This window comes from Paenochrobactrum glaciei, assembly GCF_039522165.1.
In the GTDB taxonomy this organism is placed as follows: Bacteria; Pseudomonadota; Alphaproteobacteria; order Rhizobiales; family Rhizobiaceae; genus Paenochrobactrum; species Paenochrobactrum glaciei.
Window position 1 is genome coordinate 37,189 of sequence record NZ_BAAADE010000009.1, and the last position, 19,084, is coordinate 56,272.

16 protein-coding genes are annotated in these 19,084 nt (G+C 49.9%); 12 read left to right on the forward strand and 4 right to left on the reverse strand.

Annotated features, from left to right (window positions below):
- The first annotated feature begins 48 nt into the window (after positions 1 to 48).
- From ABDZ76_RS15040 to ABDZ76_RS15090, 11 genes are all read left to right on the forward strand, one after another.
- Positions 49 to 708, forward strand: coding sequence for an L-fuculose-phosphate aldolase (locus ABDZ76_RS15040; RefSeq protein WP_343807220.1), 660 nt, complete (start codon positions 49 to 51; stop codon positions 706 to 708).
- Positions 709 to 758: 50 nt separating this feature from the next.
- Positions 759 to 1,310, forward strand: coding sequence for a TRAP transporter small permease (locus tag ABDZ76_RS15045; RefSeq protein ID WP_343807223.1), 552 nt, complete (start codon positions 759 to 761; stop codon positions 1,308 to 1,310).
- Positions 1,307 to 2,569, forward strand: a complete 1,263-nt coding sequence (locus ABDZ76_RS15050) for a TRAP transporter large permease (RefSeq protein ID WP_343807226.1) — start codon at positions 1,307 to 1,309, stop codon at positions 2,567 to 2,569. The genes ABDZ76_RS15045 and ABDZ76_RS15050 overlap by 4 nt, the downstream gene beginning before the upstream one ends.
- A gap of 101 nt (positions 2,570 to 2,670) precedes the next feature.
- Positions 2,671 to 4,221 (forward strand): acetolactate synthase large subunit, encoded by a 1,551-nt coding sequence (locus ABDZ76_RS15055; RefSeq protein WP_343807377.1) that lies wholly within the window; start codon positions 2,671 to 2,673, stop codon positions 4,219 to 4,221.
- 41 nt (positions 4,222 to 4,262) lie between these two features.
- Positions 4,263 to 5,699, forward strand: a complete 1,437-nt coding sequence (locus ABDZ76_RS15060; protein ID WP_343807229.1) for an NAD-dependent succinate-semialdehyde dehydrogenase — start codon at positions 4,263 to 4,265, stop codon at positions 5,697 to 5,699.
- A 28-nt stretch (positions 5,700 to 5,727) separates the two neighbouring features.
- Positions 5,728 to 6,732, forward strand: a complete 1,005-nt coding sequence (locus ABDZ76_RS15065) for a TRAP transporter substrate-binding protein (RefSeq protein ID WP_343807231.1) — start codon at positions 5,728 to 5,730, stop codon at positions 6,730 to 6,732.
- Positions 6,733 to 6,813: 81 nt separating this feature from the next.
- Complete coding sequence (locus ABDZ76_RS15070) at positions 6,814 to 7,392, forward strand: peroxidase-related enzyme (RefSeq protein ID WP_343807234.1); 579 nt, start codon at positions 6,814 to 6,816, stop codon at positions 7,390 to 7,392.
- A gap of 30 nt (positions 7,393 to 7,422) precedes the next feature.
- Positions 7,423 to 8,418, forward strand: coding sequence for an MDR family oxidoreductase (locus ABDZ76_RS15075; RefSeq protein WP_343807237.1), 996 nt, complete (start codon positions 7,423 to 7,425; stop codon positions 8,416 to 8,418).
- Positions 8,419 to 8,483: 65 nt separating this feature from the next.
- Complete coding sequence (locus tag ABDZ76_RS15080) at positions 8,484 to 10,121, forward strand: acyl-CoA synthetase (RefSeq protein WP_343807240.1); 1,638 nt, start codon at positions 8,484 to 8,486, stop codon at positions 10,119 to 10,121.
- A 287-nt stretch (positions 10,122 to 10,408) separates the two neighbouring features.
- On the forward strand, positions 10,409 to 11,647 hold the full coding sequence (aztD, locus tag ABDZ76_RS15085) for a zinc metallochaperone AztD (RefSeq protein WP_343807243.1): 1,239 nt from the start codon (positions 10,409 to 10,411) through the stop codon (positions 11,645 to 11,647).
- A gap of 104 nt (positions 11,648 to 11,751) precedes the next feature.
- The gene (locus tag ABDZ76_RS15090; RefSeq protein WP_343807246.1) at positions 11,752 to 12,945 is read left to right on the forward strand and encodes a GTP-binding protein; all 1,194 of its coding nucleotides are present in this window, start codon (positions 11,752 to 11,754) and stop codon (positions 12,943 to 12,945) included.
- Between the two features lie 6 nt (positions 12,946 to 12,951).
- On the opposite strand, the gene ABDZ76_RS15095 is transcribed toward ABDZ76_RS15090, so the two are convergent.
- The 4 genes from ABDZ76_RS15095 to ABDZ76_RS15110 are packed head-to-tail and all read right to left on the reverse strand — an operon-like array spanning position 12,952 to position 17,675.
- Entirely contained in the window at positions 12,952 to 14,520 is a 1,569-nt protein-coding gene (locus ABDZ76_RS15095) for a TolC family protein (RefSeq protein WP_343807249.1), read from the reverse strand.
- Positions 14,517 to 16,427 (reverse strand): FUSC family protein, encoded by a 1,911-nt coding sequence (locus tag ABDZ76_RS15100; RefSeq protein ID WP_343807252.1) that lies wholly within the window; start codon positions 16,425 to 16,427, stop codon positions 14,517 to 14,519. Before ABDZ76_RS15100 ends, ABDZ76_RS15095 begins: the two co-directional genes overlap by 4 nt.
- The gene (mdtN, locus tag ABDZ76_RS15105; protein ID WP_343807255.1) at positions 16,411 to 17,463 is read right to left on the reverse strand and encodes a multidrug transporter subunit MdtN; all 1,053 of its coding nucleotides are present in this window, start codon (positions 17,461 to 17,463) and stop codon (positions 16,411 to 16,413) included. The genes ABDZ76_RS15100 and mdtN overlap by 17 nt, the downstream gene beginning before the upstream one ends.
- A gap of 2 nt (positions 17,464 to 17,465) precedes the next feature.
- Positions 17,466 to 17,675 (reverse strand): YtcA family lipoprotein, encoded by a 210-nt coding sequence (locus ABDZ76_RS15110; protein WP_343807259.1) that lies wholly within the window; start codon positions 17,673 to 17,675, stop codon positions 17,466 to 17,468.
- 448 nt (positions 17,676 to 18,123) lie between these two features.
- Here ABDZ76_RS15110 and ABDZ76_RS15115 point away from each other — a divergent pair, with 448 nt between their 5' ends.
- The gene (locus ABDZ76_RS15115) at positions 18,124 to 18,936 is read left to right on the forward strand and encodes a hypothetical protein (RefSeq protein WP_343807262.1); all 813 of its coding nucleotides are present in this window, start codon (positions 18,124 to 18,126) and stop codon (positions 18,934 to 18,936) included.
- The last annotated feature ends 148 nt before the right edge of the window (positions 18,937 to 19,084 follow it).

Below are 19,084 nucleotides of genomic sequence, written 5' to 3' on the forward strand. Positions count from 1 at the left end.
GGGAGTTTAAGCGCGTTTCAAACACAGACACTAAAGGGGGGTGCGAAAATGTCATTTTCGCCGGAGGAGAGAGCACTCAGACAAGAACTGATTGATGCTTGTTGCAATATGAACAAGCTTGGCATCAATCGGGGAACGTCAGGCAATATCAGTGTGCGCAACGGCAATGGTTTGCTGATTTCGCCCACTGGCATTCCTTATGAACAGTTGAAACCTGAACATATTGTGCAGCTGGACTGGGAAGGGAATTTTGAAGGCGACATTCTGCCAAGCAGCGAATGGCGTTTTCATCGTGACGTTTTACAAGCGCGCGACGATCTCAATGCTCTGGTTCACACCCATTCCACCCATGCATCCGCTTTGTCGGTGATGAAGAAGTCCATTCCTGCCATCCATTATATGATTGCAGCTGCCGGCGGCAAAGACATCCGCTGCTCCGGTTATGCAACCTTCGGCACGCAAGAACTGGCTGATGAACTTCTCATCGCGATGGAAGGCCGCCGTGCCTGCCTGATGGCACATCACGGTGTGCTGGCGGGGCATGTTTCGATTGCCCGTGCCTTGGCATTGGCAGTGACAGTAGAAGAACTGGCAACGCAATATCTGCTTTGCCTGCCGCTCGGCGAACCGCCGGTGTTGAGTGACGAAGAGATCACTACTGTTTTGCAAAAATTCCGCACCTACGGACAGCAACCACGCAAAATGTGAGCCGCGCAAAATATAGCCAATATATTTTCCGCAAAATATGAGATTGAGCGATGGAAAAAACAGAAAATCTATCATCAGTGAGCGAGGCAAGCGGGCAGGTTTCACCTGTATTACGCTGCCTTTATAATCTGATCGTCAAAATCGAAACTGTCGTTTGTTACGTCTTCTTTATTGCAGGCACTGTGGCGCTTGTGGTCGACATTTTTGGCCGTGAAGTGCTGGGGCAAGGTGTTTTTGGTGCGCAGCGCGTGGCCGTTTATTGCATGGCTGTTGCCGGTATCATGGGCTTTTCTTACGTAATTTCGCATGGTGGCCATTTGCGCCCGACAGTGCTCGACAAATTGGTGCCAGAAAAATTTGATGCCCTTGCCGCGCGTTTGGCAGATTTTCTGTCCTGCCTTTTGTGCCTCGGTCTTGCTTATGCGAGCTATCTTTTCATCTACAGCACTTATTCGATCGGCGAGCGCGATATGACGCTGCCCGTGAATATCTGGGCCATTCAGAGCGTGCTGATTTTTGCCTTTGGTTTTGCAGCGATCAAATTTTTGATGTTTGTAGTGGTTCCGGCTCTGCGTCCACGGGACGGCGGAGGTGACATATGACCGGTTTTCTGATTACAGCGAGCAGTCTCTTACTCGTAGTTTTGCGTCAGCCAATGGTGCTTGTGCTGGCCTTTGCGGTCATGTGTGTTCACCAGTTTGTGGCGCGCAATTCATCGGTCGAATTTTTCATTCAGGATTTATGGTTCACCGTCGATCGTGACGTGCTGTTGCCAATTCCGATGTTTATTCTGGCTGGTAATATTATGAGCCGCGGTGTGATTGCACAGCGCCTCATTGATATTATGATTGAGCTGACCGCCAATATTCGTGGCGGTTTGGCGGTTGCAACCATTCTGGCTTGTGCGGTTTTTGCAGCTATCTCCGGCTCGTCCATTGTGACACTGGCAGCTATCGGCTCAATTATGTATCCGGCTTTGTTGCGTGAAGGCTATTCCAAGCATTTGGCTTTGGGGCTTTTGTGCTCTGGCGGTACGCTTGGCATTCTCATTCCGCCATCTATTCCGATGATGCTTTATGGCATTATCACTGATACTTCGATTGTAAAATTGTTCATGGGCGGCATTGGTCCCGGCCTGTTGATGACAGTTTTCTTCGTTGTTTATTGTGTGATTGTTGCGCCGATCAGAGCACGCGGTCAATTCTCTTTCCGTCGCTTGCTGACTGCTATGCGACGCGGCGGGCCTGCCATGTTCTTGCCGGTTCTGTTGCTTGGCGGTATTTACACTGGCTATTTCACCGCAACGGAAGCCGCTGTTGTATCGCTTGTTTATGCCTTGGCGGTTGAAGGTCTGATCTATCGCGATCTGACAATGAAAGACTTTACCGCTATGTTGGGCGAGTCCGTGCGTTTGTTCGGAACCCTGCTGCCGCTTTTGGCGATTGCAGGTAGTTTCAACACCATTCTCGACTATGAAGGCATTCCGAAAATGCTGGTTGAGTGGCTCAGCCAGTGGATCACCAATCCGGTAACGGCTGGTCTGACAATGAACGTGATCTTGCTGATTGCCGGTTGCTTCATGGATGTGGGTTCAGCCATTCTGATCCTCTCGCCATTGCTGCTTCCATTGATGCAGGCACATGGTTTTGATCCGGTGCATGTGGGTGTGATCACTACAGTCAATCTTGAGATTGGCTACATCACCCCGCCTGTCGGTATCAATCTATTCGTGGCGATGAGTGTCTTTAAAGAAAGCTTTACCACCATTGTGCGCGGGGTCTGGCCTTTTGTGCTGCTGATGCTGATCCCGTTGCTTATTACAACCTTTGTTCCGCAACTCGTGTTCATGTTTGTCCCGTAAGCGGATCGCGTTTCTCAACCGGACATGTCGCATGTGCTTTGCGGCATGTCACTTAAACAGTAAGAAATATCTGCCTTGGTAAGTTAGGACAAAAGATGAAAATGAACGGTGCTGACGCCCTTTGCGATACGCTGCTTGCGCATGAGATTGATGTCTGTTTTGCAAATCCGGGTACATCGGAAATGCATTTTGTGGCAGCTCTCGACCGGAAACCGGAAATGCGCTGCGTTCTCGGCCTGTTTGAAGGCGTGGTGACGGGCGCGGCAGACGGCTATGCCCGCATGGCCGATAAGCCTGCGGCAACGCTGCTTCATTTGGGCTCCGGCCTTGGCAATGGTATTGCGAATTTGCACAATGCACGACGTGCTTTTACACCGATGGTCAATATTGTCGGTGATCACGCGACCTACCATTTGCAATATGACGCACCGCTGACCAGTGACATTGAAGGTATTGCCAAGCCGGTTTCGGCATGGGTGCGCACCACCAAATCCTCTGATGATGTGATCAATGATGCCAGTGATGCGATTGAAGTGGCAAGTGCTAAGCCCGGCCAAATTGCGACACTCATTTTGCCTGCCGATGCGGCATGGAATGAAGTGCAGAATGGCAAGGTGACACCACGTGCCAAACCAAAACCTCAGCAGGTGAGCGAGGAAGCGGTGCGCGAAGCAGCAAGTGCTATCCGCAATGGTAAGCGCACAATGTTGTTGCTTTCCGGCATGGCACTGCGTGAAGAAGGCTTGGTAATTGCAGGCCGCATTGCGGAAAGCACAGGTGTGCGCATTCTTGCCCAGCAATCCAATGGCCGTATGCAGCGCGGTGCTGGCCGTGTGGCGATTGACCGTGTTAAATATCGAGCAGAAGATGCAACAGCCGATCTTGCCGATGTCGATCAGATGATCCTGATTGGCGCGAAAGAACCGGTGGCGTTTTTTGCTTATCCGGGCAAGCCGAGCACATTTTTAAAGCCGGAAGCAACGGTTATTCCTTATGCGGATAATACATGCGATCTGATCCATGCACTGCAATGGCTGGCAGATGAATTGGGCATTCCTGCCAATGCACCGGTAACGCTCAACAAGCGTGAAAAAGCTATTTTGCCGACAGGTCAGTTAAATTCTAACAAGATCGCCACCGTTATTGGTGCGTTGATGCCGGAAAATGCGGTTGTGGTGGACGAATCCATCAGTTCAGGGCGTGATTTTTTTAACTTCACCCATTCATCGGCACCGCATGATTTTCTGCAATTAACCGGTGGTGCAATCGGTATCGGTTTGCCATTGGCAACGGGTGCGGCAATTGCCTGCCCAGATCGCAAAGTGGTGGCTTTGCAAGCTGATGGCAGCGGCATGTATACGCTTCAGGCGCTGTGGTCGCACGCGCGTGAAGAGCTGGATATTGTCACCGTTATTTTTGCCAATCAGCGTTATGCGATCCTGCATCATGAGTTGAAAAATGTTGGTGCCGGTGTTGCCGGACGCAATGCAACGCATATGCTTGATCTGGTGAACCCGACATTGGATTGGGTGAGCCTTGCCAAAGGCATGGGTGTGGAAGGTGCACGCGCTTCCACGGCTGAGGAATTTGCCGATCTGTTTGCTCATGCTTGTTCGCGCAAAGGCCCGTTCCTGATTGAAGCCTTTATCTGATTTTTTGCTGGAAATGCTCTTGAAATTGAGTGGAGATGAAAATGTATTCTGAAAAACTGCAACTTCTGATCAATGGCCGTTGGATTGGTGAAGAAGGTGGTCGCAAGGGTGAAGATGTTTTCAACCCTGCTGACGAACAGGTGCTGGCACGTCTGCCGCATGCGACCCGCGATGATCTGGATGCGGCTTTGGATGCGGCGCAGAAAGCATTCCGCAGCTGGAAGAAAAGCTCGCCGATGGAGCGCTCCAAAATCATGCGCCGTGCCGGTGATCTGATCCGTGAACGTGCTGATGAAATTGCCCGTAATATGACACTTGATCAGGGCAAGCCATTTGTGGAAGCGCGTGGCGAGATCATGGCTTGTGCCGATTTGCTTGACTGGCATGCAGAAGAAGGCCGCCGCATTTATGGTCGTGTCATTCCGGCTCGTGCTGAAAATGTACGTCAGCTTGTTGTGCGTGAGCCGATCGGCGTTTGTGTGGCTTTCACGCCGTGGAATTTTCCGGCCAATCAGGCAATCCGCAAAATTGCAGCCGCCATTGGTTCCGGTTGTACGCTTATTCTCAAAGGCCCTGAAGAAACACCAAGTGCAGTGGTGGCGCTGGCGCGCGCTATGCAGGATGCAGGTCTGCCGGATGGTTGTCTCAATCTGGTCTGGGGTGTACCGGCAGAAATTTCCAGCTATCTGATTGCCTCGCCGATCACCGCTAAAGTGAGCTTCACCGGTTCGGTGCCGGTTGGCAAGCAGCTGGCTTCCTTAGCATCACTCCATATGAAGCGCTCGACAATGGAACTTGGCGGCCATGCGCCGGTGCTGATTTTCCCTGATGCGGATGTGGAACGCGCTGCCGATATTATGGCTGCTTCAAAGGTCAGAAATGCCGGTCAGGTTTGTGTTTCACCGACAAGGTTTTATGTGCATGAAAAAGTGCAGGAGCAGTTTTTGGAACGCTTCAGCGCCAATATTGCCAAGGTAAAAGTTGGGAATGGTCTGGATGCCGACAGCCAGATGGGGCCATTGGTCAATGCGCGTCGCGTTGAAGCGATTGATGGTTTTGTGCAGGAAGCACGCGGCAATGGTTCCAAGATCATGTGCGGCGGCGAGCGCATCGGCAATCGCGGCCATTTCTATGCGCCGACAGTGGTGTTTAACCCGCCGGAAGATTCACGATTGATGACCGAAGAGCCGTTTGGCCCGATTGCAGCGGTGACCTCATTTAAAGATACCGATGATGTGCTGCGCCGTGCCAACAGCCTGCCATTTGGTCTGGCGTCTTATGTCTTCACCCAATCCAGCAAGACCGTCACGCAAGTGTCGGACGGATTGGAAAGCGGCATGGTGACAATCAATCACTTAGGCCTTGCACTGCCGGAAACACCGTTCGGGGGCATTAAAGATAGTGGCTATGGCAGCGAAGGCGGTTCGGAAGCTTTCGACGGCTATCTGATCACTAAATTCATCACGCAATTTGAATAAAAACCATAATAGTTTGGGAGGGACTAGCATGAAAAAACTAACAACTCTGGCCGTGTTCTCGGCGCTTGCAGCCACAGTGTCGTTCAGCGGCACTGTGCAGGCCGCAGAAACCATGCGTATTGCAGGTTCGCTGCGACCGGGCTCGATGATGGATGGCATTATCCAGACCTTCATCACCAACTTCAACAAGCAAGCCGGTGATGATTATAAAATTGAATATCAGCTGGTTGCCAATGATCAGGAAATGACCCAGCAGGTAATCCGTGGTCGCTTGGAAATCGGCACTACCGGTCTTGCCGGTTCGGCTGTTTCTATTCCGCCGGCTGCTGTACTTTCGATGCCTTATTTGTGGGACAATGACGCGCAGCGCCGTTGGGCAACTGACAATGTCGTGCGTCCGGCTCTGGAAAAAATCTTTGAAGAAAACGGACTGGTGGTGATCGGTCTTGGTGATGCAGGCTGGTCAAACATGTTCTGTAAAACCACTTGCTCGACACCGGATGATATTGCCGGTCAGCGTTTCCGCATTCCACCGGCAGCATCGGCGCGTGCTTTCTGGCAAAATGTCGGTGTGAACGGCGTACAGCTCTCATTGCCGGATTTCTTCACCGGTTTGGAGCAGGGCATGGTTGAAGGCGGCGATCTGCCATTTACCTTCTATGTCACCACGCCTGCGGCGCAGTTTGCTAAAACCTATACGCAGACCCATCAATATCATCATGAGCAGATTTTCTTCGTCAATAAGCGCTTCTATGACGGTTTGCCTGCCGAAATTCAGGCACTGCTGAAAAGCTCGATGCCTTCAACTGATGAAATGCGCCAGCGTCAGGATGATGATGAAAAGGCACAGGTCAGCAAGTTTGAAGCTGATGGCGGCAAGTTTGTAACATTGAGCGAAGAGCAGCAAAAAGTCTGGGCTGACAAGGTGGGTGATACTCATTCAGCCCTTTTGAAAGATCTGCCTGCTGCTGCCACCACGCTTTATGAAGCGGTGCAGGACGGCAAGCGCCAATATGCCGAGAAGAATAAGTAAATAGCCCTCATTTGCGGGTGGTTATTCCACCCGCAAACATGGGTCTTAAAGCCTTTAAACGAGCCATTTATGGAGCCTGTTATGACTGATAAGCCTATCAGCCGCTTTCCTGTGCCTGAATTAAAAGATCTGCCGGAAGATATTGCTGCACGCATCAAAGATGTGAGCGATAAATCCGGTTTTATCCCGAATGTGTTTTTGGTGCTAGCACATCGTCCTGATGAATTCAGAGCGTTTATGGCTTATCATGATGCTTTGATGGAACGCCCTAGTAATCTCACCATTGCTGAGCGTGAGATGATTGTGGTTGCCACCAGCACCGTCAATCAGTGCCAATATTGCGTTGTTGCTCATGGGGCGATTTTGCGTATCCGTGCGAAAAACCCGCTGATTGCCGATCAGGTTGCACTGAATTTCCGCAAAGCCGATATTACGCCGCGCCAGAAAGCGATGCTCGAATTTGCTTCGAAAGTGTCGGCACGCGCTTATGAAGTAGGGGAAGATGATTTCGATACACTGAAATCTCATGGCTTCACCGAAGAAGACATCTGGGACATGACCGCGATTACCGCATTCTTTGGCATGTCAAACCGTATTGCCAATGTCACCAGCATGCGCCCGAATGACGAATTTTACATGCTTGGCCGCACCCAGAAATAAGCCTGTAGCATTAAGACGGAAGAGTACGATATGACAAATTCATTCAATGCGATGGTTATTGAGGATGTTGATGGCAAGCCGCGCGCCAGCATCAAAACATTGAGCCTTAACGACCTGCCCGATCACGATGTGCTGGTAGAAATTTCCCATTCCAGCCTCAATTATAAAGATGGTTTGGCAATTTCCGGTAAGGGACGCATTGCACGTCGTCTGCCTATGGTTGGTGGCATTGATCTGGCAGGAACCGTGGTGGAAAGCCGTTCTGACCTCTGGAAAACCGGTGACCGCGTTGTGGTCAATGGCTGGGGTCTGTCGGAAACAGAATGGGGCGGTTATTCGCGCTTTCAGCGTATCAAGCCGGAACATCTGACCCGTTTGCCGGATGCGTTCACACCGGAACAGGCGATGGCGATCGGCACTGCCGGTTATACTGCTGCTTTGTGCGTCAATGCTTTGGAAGACTGGGGCATGATTGAAAAGCAAGGCCGTGAAGTGCTGGTAACCGGCGCTGCCGGTGGTGTGGGTTCGGTATCGGTCGCACTTCTTGCTGCGCGTGGCTATAATGTGACTGCTTCAACAGGCCGTCCTGAAAGCCATGATTATTTGAGCAAGCTTGGTGCTTCTGCTTTTGTTGATCGTGCGTCACTTTCAGAAAAAGCAGGGCCTTTGCAGAAAGAGCGTTGGGGCGGTGCGGTGGATTCCGTTGGCTCCACAACTCTTGCCAATGTCTTGGCACAAACCGTTTATGGTGGCGGTGTTGCAGCCTGCGGCCTTGCCGGTGGTGCCGATTTACCGGCAACGGTTCTGCCGCATATCCTGCGCAATGTAGCACTTTTGGGTGTGGATTCCGTGATGGCTCCGGCCAATAAACGTGAACGCGCGTGGAAGCTGCTGGCGGAAAGCCTCGATCATAAGCTCTTGGCCGATATGACAACGGTTGAACCAATGTCTGCGCTGCCGCGTTTGGCTGATGATATTTTGGCCGGTAAAACGCAAGGACGTGTAGTGATCAAAATTGATGGTTAGTTTATAATCTCAATCTGATCGGGAGCATGGCTTGTGCGGGCCTGGGGAGGCCGGGGAGAGTATGAATGAACGCGTTTGAAATGAATTTGGATAAGTGTGCTGCCAATTATCAGCCTCTGAGCCCGATCGGCTATCTTGAACGGGCGGCAACGACCTTTCCGGATCAGCTCGCCGTGGTGCATGGCAATATTAAACACACTTATCGCAGTTTCTGGAAACGCTGCAAACAGTTAGCGGCTGCGCTCAATCATCAAGGATTGGGCAAAGGCGATACGGTTTCGGTCATGCTCTCCAACACGCCGCCAATGCTGGAGGCACATTACGGTGTGCCAATGGCAAAGGCGGTGCTGCACTCAATCAATACCAGACTTGATGCCGCCTCTATTGCTTTTCAGCTCGACCATGCGGAAACAAAAATCCTCATCGTTGATCGCGAATTTGCCGATGTCACGGCAAAGGCTTTGTCTTTGGCGAAGATTAAGCCAATTGTCATCGATTATGATGATACGGAATATCCTGAGGATGCGCCGCAGCCAAAAGGGGCAAAAATCGGCACGCTCGATTATGAGGCTTTTGTCAGTGCAGGGGATCCGGATTTCATCTGGTTGCAGCCGGATGATGAATGGGATGCGCTGTCGTTAAACTATAGTTCCGGCACGACCGGCGACCCGAAAGGCGTTGTCTATCATCATCGTGGTGCAGCGCTGATGTGTTTTGGCAATACGCTTAACACCAATATGCCACGGCATCCGGTTTATCTTTGGACATTGCCGATGTTCCATTGCAATGGCTGGTCATTTCCGTGGACGATTGCGTTGCAGGCGGGCACGCATATTTGTTTGCGTTGGGTGCGGGCAAAGCCGATTTATGAAGCGATTGCCACTTATAAAGTGACGCATTTATGTGGCGCTCCGGTGGTGATGTCCATTCTCATCAATGCCAAGGATGAGGAACGAACCCGCTTTGACCATACGGTTATTTTCAACACTGCTGCGGCTCCACCGCCGGAAACCGTGCTGACCCGCATGAGCGAGGCTGGTTTTAACGTCACCCACATTTATGGCTTAACTGAAACCTATGGGCCAAGTGTCGTAAACGAATGGCATCAGGATTGGGATCATCTGACGTCGCCGGAGCGTGCCAGTTTGAAAGCGCGTCAGGGTGTGCGCTCACCAGTGTTGGATGCTTTGTCAGTGCGTGATCCTGAAACAATGGAAGTTGTGCCGGCAGATGGCGAAACATTGGGCGAGATCATGTTGCGCGGCAATGTAGTGATGAAGGGTTATTTGAAAAACCCTAAAGCGACACAAGAGGCCTTTAAAGGTGGCTGGTATCATACCGGTGATCTGGGTGTGATGCATAAGGATGGCTATGTGCAGCTGAAAGACCGCTCGAAAGATATTATTATCTCCGGCGGCGAGAATATTTCTTCCGTGGAAGTGGAAGAAGCACTCTATAAACATCCAGCCATCAGCCTTTGTGGTGTGGTGGCCAAGCCTCATGAAAAATGGGGCGAAGTGCCGGTTGCTTTTGTTGAACTAAAAGCAGGTGTGAGCGCGACGGAAGCTGAACTTTTAAGCCATATGGCTGAATTGCTGGCACCGTTTAAACGGCCGAAAGAAATTTTCTTTATGGAGATTCCAAAAACCTCTACCGGCAAAATTCAAAAATTCCAGCTACGCGCTTTTATTGCGCAGCAATAAAGAAAAGCAATTTTAGTTAGATGAAAGCTCGCGTTTTTCAACGCGGGCTTTTTCGTTTTTGCAAGAGTAATTCTGCCTTGACAACAATGCCTGATGTAATATTGTAACGCCGTTAAATGTAACGTAATAACATTATATATTGATGGCACATCGGCAGTTAAATCTGTTTATGTGATCGGAAAATCGTGTCTGGAGGCGTGGTTTATCAATAAATATGTAATGTTAGCACGTATCATTAAGGTTTGATCGATGACGATCTGTGACAATAAATTATGGAGAACCCGCATATGGGCGTGCCCCTCATTCGCAAACATCTGCTGGCAGCAGCAGCATCCGTTATTCTTTTTGCCGCTCCTCATGCGCAGGCACATGAAAGCCATGACACTAATGAAGCATGGCGTTTGTTCATTGCTGATCATACCAAGCCGGTTGTCCGCGCGATTGATTTCAGCACTGGTAAAGAGCTGGGCAGTTTTGAAACCAAAGGCCCTGCCAGCCTGACGGCAAGCGCTTCAGGACAGATCATCTATGCCACACAATCAGATGATGATTTTGTCAATATTATCCAGTCCGGCATTAAGTTTTCCGATCACGGTGACCATCGTGATCTGGATGTGTCTGATGTTAAATTGTCGGGCGTCACTTTTGAAGGTAAGCGGCCATTCCATGTTGTGCCGCATGGCGATCATGCAATTTTATTTTATGATCGTGGCGGCAAAGCCGAGATTATCAATGAAGCCGCATTGCTGGAAGATAAGGCAGATGTGCGAGAGCTGGATACGCTCAAACCGCATCACGGTGTTGCCGTTACAATGGGTCGCCATATTTTAATGTCGGTGCCTGATACAGAAGTGGAAACAAAACCGGATGCACTGCCACCGCGCGTGGGGGTGCGGATTTTGGATGAAAACAACCAGCAGGTTGGCGGTATAGAAAAATGCACCGATCTGCATGGTGAGGCAATGTCTGCGCGTCTCGCGGCTTTCGGCTGTAAAGAAGGTGTACTGATTGCCAAGCCAAACGGTTCAGATGCGCCGCAATTACAGATGCTTGCCTATCCGAAAGATTTTCCGGCTGGCTATACCGGCACATTGCTGGGTGGTAAAACCATGCAGTTTTTCCTCGGTAATTACGGCGAAGACAAGCTGGTGCTGATTGATCCGGAAGATGCAAATCCTTACCGTCTGGTGGAATTGCCAACACGTCGAGTGGATTTTATTCTTGATCCGGCTAACCCGAAAAACGCTTATATCCTGACAGAAGATGGCAATCTTCATGTGCTGGATGTGTTGAAGGGTGTAATTTCACGCTCCGCGAAAGTGACGGAACCATACAGCAAAGACGGCCATTGGCGTGATCCGCGTCCGCGTCTGGCGGTAGCCGATGGTGAAATTGCCATCACTGATCCTCGCCATTCTTTAGTGCGTGTGGTTGATCCGGAAAGCTTGAAAGAAACCCGCACTATTGCCGTGGAGGGCATGCCTTTTTCCATCGTGGCAGTGGGCGGCTCCGGCGCATCGCACTGATTATACAATGAAAATTTGCGCTCACCACGGCTGATCCCGGTGGTGAGCGCGCAATCTTGCTTTTGCATCAAGCATGTTTGTCTTTGACAGATTGAAGATTTGAAATGGCCAAAAAATTACCCGTAACTGTCCTTTCCGGCTTTTTAGGCGCCGGAAAAACCACTTTGCTCAACCATATTTTAGCCAATCGGGAAGGCATCCGCATTGCGCTCATTGTCAATGATATGAGCGAAGTGAATATTGATGCTTCCCTTGTGCGCAATGGCGAGGCCAATCTCTCCCGTACGCAGGAGCAATTGGTGGAAATGACCAATGGCTGTATTTGCTGCACTTTGCGTGATGATCTTTTAACTGAAGTGCGTTCTCTGGCTGAACAAAACCGGTTTGATTATCTGCTGATTGAATCTACCGGCATTGCAGAGCCTTTGCCTGTTGCGGCTACGTTTGATTTTCGTGATGAAAACGGTTTTAGTCTTTCTGATGTGGCAGAACTCGACACTATGGTGACGGTGGTTGATGCTGCCAATCTTTTGAAAGATTACAGCTCTGCCGATTTTTTAAGTGATCGTGGCGAAACGGCAGGCGAGGGGGATGAGCGTACTTTGGTTGATCTGCTGGTTGAGCAGATCGAATTTGCCAATGTGATTGTGCTCAATAAAGCGGGGCTTGCTTCACCTCAGCAATTGGATGCAGCACGTAAAATTATTGTCGCTCTTAATCCTGATGCGCGTATGATTGAGACGGATTTCGGCCGTGTTGCAGTCAAAGATGTGCTGGGAACCGGCCTGTTTGATTTTGCCAAGGCTGAGCAAAACCCGCTATGGTTTAAAGAACTGCATGGCTTTAAAGACCATATTCCGGAAACGGAAGAATATGGCATCCGTTCTTTTGTCTATCGTGCCAAGCGGCCTTTTGATCCGATGCTGTTTCAGGCTTTTATCAATGAGCCTTGGGCGGGCGTGGTGCGTGCCAAAGGTTTTTTCTGGCTGGCGACACAACCCAATCGGGTGGGTGAAATCAGTCAGGCGGGTGCATTGGTGCGTACATCGAAATTGGGGCTTTGGTGGGCAAGTGTGCCGCGGGAGCGCTGGCCAAATGATCCGGCATTTGAGCAATTAATGCAGCCTTACTTGCATCCCGTATGGGGTGACCGGCGGCAGGAAATTGTTTTTATCGGCACCGATCCGATGGATGAAGCAAAAATCAGTGCGGCACTGGATGCCTGTTTGCTGGAGACAGACAGTTTCACACCTGAACTTTGGCGTGATCTGTCTGACTCATTCAGCAATTGGAATTAGCCTTTGTCAGGGTGTGGCAACGCCGGGCAATTGCGAAAGATTGGTCGCCTGATCGGATGAGGTGAGCGCACCGGCAAAGAATGCAAGATTGGCAGCGGCGATGAAAGCCGCTGCTTTTGCATCGGCTTGAGCAAGCCGTGCATCCAGCAGGGCATTATTGGTTTCATTGACCATAGTGATTGTGCCAAGCCCGTTTTTATAAGCTTCCAATGACGCATCAAATGCGACATTCGAAGTTTGCACCAAAGTGTTGGCGGCATTATTGGCGGCAAGCGCGGTTTTCAGCGCATTGGAGGCCAGCACAATTTCTGCCACGGCATCAAGCTGCATCTTGCGGAATGTTTCGGAGGCAACATTGGCAACGCTTTGCGCATTTTTAAGCTGTGCTGCCCGCAAACCGCCGTCAAAAATCGGCATGGATGCGCCGACAATCACACCTTTTGACGAGGATTGGCTGTTGAGATCCGGCAATGCACCAATATTGAAATCGCCCGATGGTTTTGACAAGGTAGCCGCGATAAAGACCTTCGGCATAAATTCGGCTTGTGCCACGCGGATGCCAGCCTGACTGGCCTGCATGGCGGCATAGCCTGCCTGAATATCGGGGCGACGCGACAGGGCTGCTTCGATCACTTCCTGCGTCACACCATCAAAGCGGCTTGGAATTTTGCGGTCAAGCGCGCCCTTGATTTTCAGATCAAGCGTTGCGTTTACACCCATACCGGCGAGCAGCAATTGATAGGTATTTTGCTCTTGGCCATTGGCACGTACAATGCGTAATTCTGCTTGTGCCACTTGCTGGCGGGCAAGAGCCAGCTCAATTGTTGTGGCGCGTCCTTCATTGAGCTTTGCCTGAACGGCAGCAAGCACTGCTTTGGAATTTCGCAATGTTTGCTGGGCAATCTGATGGCCGGTGACGGCCGCCGAATGTTCATAATAACGGCGCGTGACATCAAAAATAACCTTTTGATGCAAGGCGTTAAAGGTGACATTAGCCGCAAAGGAAACTTCACGCGCGGCATCACGCAAGGCGGCACGCTGGCCAAAATCAAATACCAGCCATTTGAGCGCCAATGCGGGTACGACACCTTTAACGGTGCTGTCGATGTCTTTGTCACCGACAATCGGCACATCAACAGGGCGTTTGGATTTTTGATAACCGCCGATCACATTGGCTGAAATCATCGGCAGCGAAACGGCTTCCGTCATGCCAACGGCGAGCGCTGCCTGTTTGGCGCGCTCCCACGCATTGCGGGTGGTAGGGTTGCTGCGCTGTGCCAGATCAATCAAAGCCGGAAGATCATAAGAGCGGCGATTATCCACCTCAACCGGTGTGCTGATCAGCGCCAGTTCCGGATTTGAAGCCACACCAAAATCAGCCGCGCCGCTTTTGGCCGTGGCATCCGTTGCCACGGTTTTGTTTTTTGCGTCTTTTTCGCCCGCAACCCAAGGCTTGTCCGGCGCGCTTGGTGCCAGTTCCAGCGCATCGGTTGCGCAGCCGCTAAGTGTTATGCCAAGCGAAAATAATGCACAAACCGGCAAGTATGGAAAAGTTGAAAAACGTCTGCCGGTCATAAACTGCTGCCTGTTACTAAAATTTCCAGATTGCTAAGCTGTGCCGCTACATGCTGGTTCGGATAATGACCGACGGTTTCTGCCGGTGGTGTCGGCTTTGCATTGTTCAAATTATAGGTCTCAAGATGATTTGCCAACCGTTTCAAACGACCGGCCACTTCCGGCATTGCTGTTTTGCTAAAATAAACGCCTTTAGTAATTTCAGCGAGCGCCTTGATATATTGATTTCCGGCCTCTGCCATTTGCGGTGAGGGGCGCAGATGATGCGGCTCGAAAGGCAGCAAATAATAGCAATAGCGTATATCGGCCAAAATGCGCTCGATCTGAGCTACTTGTGCAACATTTTGCGCGCGCTCACTTGCCGGTACAAGCGCCAGATCAGCCAGTTTGTGGGTTGCTTTAATCAGATTATCACGGGCTGTCTGGCTGACCGGTTTTGGCCATAAGAAAACCGACACCAGATAAACCGCCACATTGCCGATGAGAATACCGATGACGCGGTCGCGTGCGGTATCAAGATCGGTGGTAGGGCCAAAACCTTGCAAGACGCTCAATGTATAAGCCAGACCAATTTGCACACCCGCATATGAAATTTTACGGCTACCGGCGGCAACCCAGCCTGCTACCCAAGTGGCAGCAAAAACCAGCAGCATCAAGCCACCGACGGTTTCCAGATGCGGCAGCAAATAGACGATGGAAATTACCCCCATCAAAGCGCCGATCAGACAACCGGTGATACGCAGCGCAAGCTTATGTACCGTGTCACCGGCAGTGCCAAGCGACGCCACATAACAGGTGACCATCGCAGTGTGGATGCCGTCCCAATTAAGCGCTGCATAGAACATGTAACACAAAATCGCGGCGAGCGTGGTTTTGAGCGCAAATTGCTGGTAGATCGGATTGGTAAAAGCATCCGGTTTGAAAAAGCCGTCATTGCCGCTTTTGCTGTAGTCGGGTTTTACAATGCCGCTGATTGCATGAATGGCTTGGCTGATTGCAGAGCTTTTCGGACTTTGTGTCTGTGTCTTATCGGCTGGCAGATTTGCAGATAAAGGCGCGCCATTATCAAGCGCATCAATCATTGTGGCGATAGTTTCAGCATACTGCAAACGCTCATGCGGTTCACCTTCATGCGCCAGAGCCGCAGAGGCATAAACAAGCTGATAAGAAGCCGGAATATCAACATTGATCTGTGCGATTTTGTCTTTGGACGTCTGATGCAAAATTTGGCTAAGTTTTAGCTTTTTTTCTGCCGCTTCATTGCCTTCACTTAAAAACTCATCCAGTTTTTCATTGGTTTCAGCATTTTGACCGCTTAATAATTGATAAGCGAGGCAGAGCCGTTCGCGCAATTGTTTGCGCAACAACCGCACACTCCATTGGCCGAAAAACAAACTGAAAACAGCAATGCAGAACATTGGCAAAATTGCCATTTCCCAAGCATAACGCAGTGCCAGAGAAATAACGCCATTGACCGGAACCATGCTGATCAGCGTCAATAAAAATGCGATAATGAGGGCGATGATGCTGCCGCCTTCGCCAAGCTTGCTGGCAGCACCAATAAAAATGAAAATAAAAGAAGCAACAATCATCACCAGAATGCGCACAAATGCGGATTCAACGGTTGATTGCAGCAGCGGTATCATCAACACCACAAGCAGGGTGATGGCGATAACGGCTGCGGACGCTACAAGCGTGTTTTCAGCCCCATCCGGCTTCATCAGAAAAATGACGAGATAGACACTGATAGCGGCTTCGGGAATATGAAACAGCATGGCAATGCCGCTGACAAGCGCGCAGACAAAAGCCACCCGCCATGTGGCGGCGGCGCGTCCCGGAAAGGGTGCGAGATCCGCTAATGTCTGTCTGATCGCCGCTGACAGCGAGGCTTCAGCACGCGTTGCCATTATGCACTGTCACAACAGCGGAGGCACCGGCGCGTGTCAATTCGGCTGGCGGATCAATCAGTTTAATCCGCACCGGAAAACGCTGCGCAATGCGCACCCAATTCAGGTTCTTAGGGATAAAAGGCAGGTTACGCGGGATATTGATCATATCTTCGGAGCTGACACCCCAGCCGATACTGTCAACCTTGCCTTTCACCACCATATTATTATTGGCCAGAATACGCACGCTGGCACAGTCACCAATGCGAATATTATCAAGTTCCGTTTCGGGGAAGGTGGCGGATGCAAACCATTCGGAAGTGTCGATGAGGGTGAAAACCGATTGGCCGGAAATGATGATCTGGCCGCTGGAGTTGTGCAGCCCAACCACCAGCCCGTCATGCGGGGCATAGGTTTTACTATTATCGAGATTATGCTGGGCAAGCGCCAGCGCTGCCTGACGGGCGCGTACTAAAGCCACGGTGTTGTCCAGATTGCCGACAAGTGCATTGGCGGCATCAGCTTGCTGTGTAGCTTGGGTTAAACTAATGCGCGCATCATTGCGCAATGTTCTGGCGTCATCCACCTGCTGCTTGGTAACATAGCCTTTAGGGCTTAAGGCTTCCAGGCGTTTTAATGTTGTTTCAGCCAGATCCAGATTGGTACGGGCGCGCACCACTTGCTGGTCGGCAATTAATGCATTTTGGGTTTCTGCTTTTAAAGCGCGGCCTTGCGCTTCCATCGTGGCTTGTGCCATTTGTAAATCAGCACTGGTCTGCTCAACGATGAGGCTTAAAGGCTTTGGATCAATGGAAAATAACAGATCACCTTTTTTAACGCGGTCATTTTCGCGCACATTAATTTCGATAATGCGCCCCGGAACAGTTGATGAAATATTGACCAGATTAGCGCCAATGACCGCATCTTCTGAATAAGGATTTTCATGCGACTGGCGCATATAAATCCATGTCATGAAAAAAGCGGCTGCTACTGCCAGCACGAAGATGATCAGGCCGACGGCATTAACTGATTTTTTAGCGTAACTGTTTGTTTCCATCTTCAACGACCGTAAATCAGAAGTGCAAGCGCAAAAGCAATCGCCACAACCATGGCGGTGTAAGTCATCAGACGAAATGTGAGCAGATCATCAAGACCGGTGCGAATAAATATCAACCGTAAAATCAGCACAATCACAATCGCTCCGGCCAGACAAACCATCCAGGAGGGAAAAAATGCACCTACCATATAGAATGTCGGGCCTTGCACCATTATGCTCGCTTTCAGCCATTGTACGATTTCATCTGGCAAAACTATTCATAAAGAGCTTTTGCACTGGCAAAGTTTATTCCAACAATTTCAGTTAAAGTCCACCCTCTAAGAGGCAAAGCGTGGGAACTGCACATAAGAATTGCAGAACAAGCTTAACAACCAAAATAATCAGAAAGAATAATCACGAAATATCAAAACGTGGCCGAGCTTCATTGAGGCAAAAGCCAGATATATTGATAAGAACATATGGCAGGAATAAAAACTGCGCATTTTAACCATGCGGTGAGCTAATGATTAGTTTCCAACGATTGCTAATTGCCTTTTCATCATTAATATCCGAACTATTCTCGATAAAAAATCTCTGTACACAATATTCATGCAGAGATTGAGTTCCATAAACAGCCGGAATTTATTATAAAAAATCAATTGGTGATTTGAGAGAGACAAAATGCAGAAGAAACTCCTTGCAGCTACTTTGCTTGCAACTATTTCAAGCACACATGTTTTTGCAGCTGATGCTATTGTCGTCGACAATCAGCCGGCTGAAGATATTGTGCTGCCAGCGCCTAAAAACTGGTCTCTGCAAATTACGCCTTATATGTGGGCATCAGGTTTGAAGGGCAATATTTCGCCGTTCAAACGTGCGCCGAGCATGGAAGTTGAAAAATCTTTCAGCGATATCGTTAAAGATCTGAATTTTGGTGGTTTTGTTGATTTCAGAGGCCGTTATGAAGATTTCATTTTCGCCGGCGATCTGATGTATATTAACACCACGGACGTTGAAAATATTGGCAAATTGCCAGTTATCGGCAATGTTCAGGGTTTAAGCGCAACGGTCGATTCCGCACAGTTTACTGCCACTTTAAAGGGCGGTTATCGCATCTATAATGATGAGACTGTCTCGCTCGATTTGCTGGGCGGTGTTCGCATCTGGCATATCTCCAATGATGTGACCCTGCGTTACAAGAATTTTTCGGAATCCCACAAAGAAAGCTTCAGCTGGGTTGATCCTATAATTGGTTTCAGAGCCTTTATTAATTTCACCCCTGATCTGTCTTTGCAATTGCAGGGTGATGGCGGTGGCTTTGATGTTGGCTCCAAGAAGACCTGGCAGGGGCTTGCAACCCTAAACTATACCTTCACTGAGCATCTTTCGGCTTCTGCCGGTTATAAATATCTGCGTGTTGATTATAAATCCGGCGGTCATATTTATGACACGACGCTGAAAGGCCCTGTGCTTGGCGTGACATACCGCTTCTAATCATTGTTAATTGTTTCAAATAAAAAGCTGCCTTACGCTAAACCGTAAGGCAGCTTTTTTATTTTTCAAATTATTGCGTCTATCCGGCCCGCGAAAAATAATTCAGTTTTTTATCAACCGGCCTATTTGATATAAATAATCTGGATCA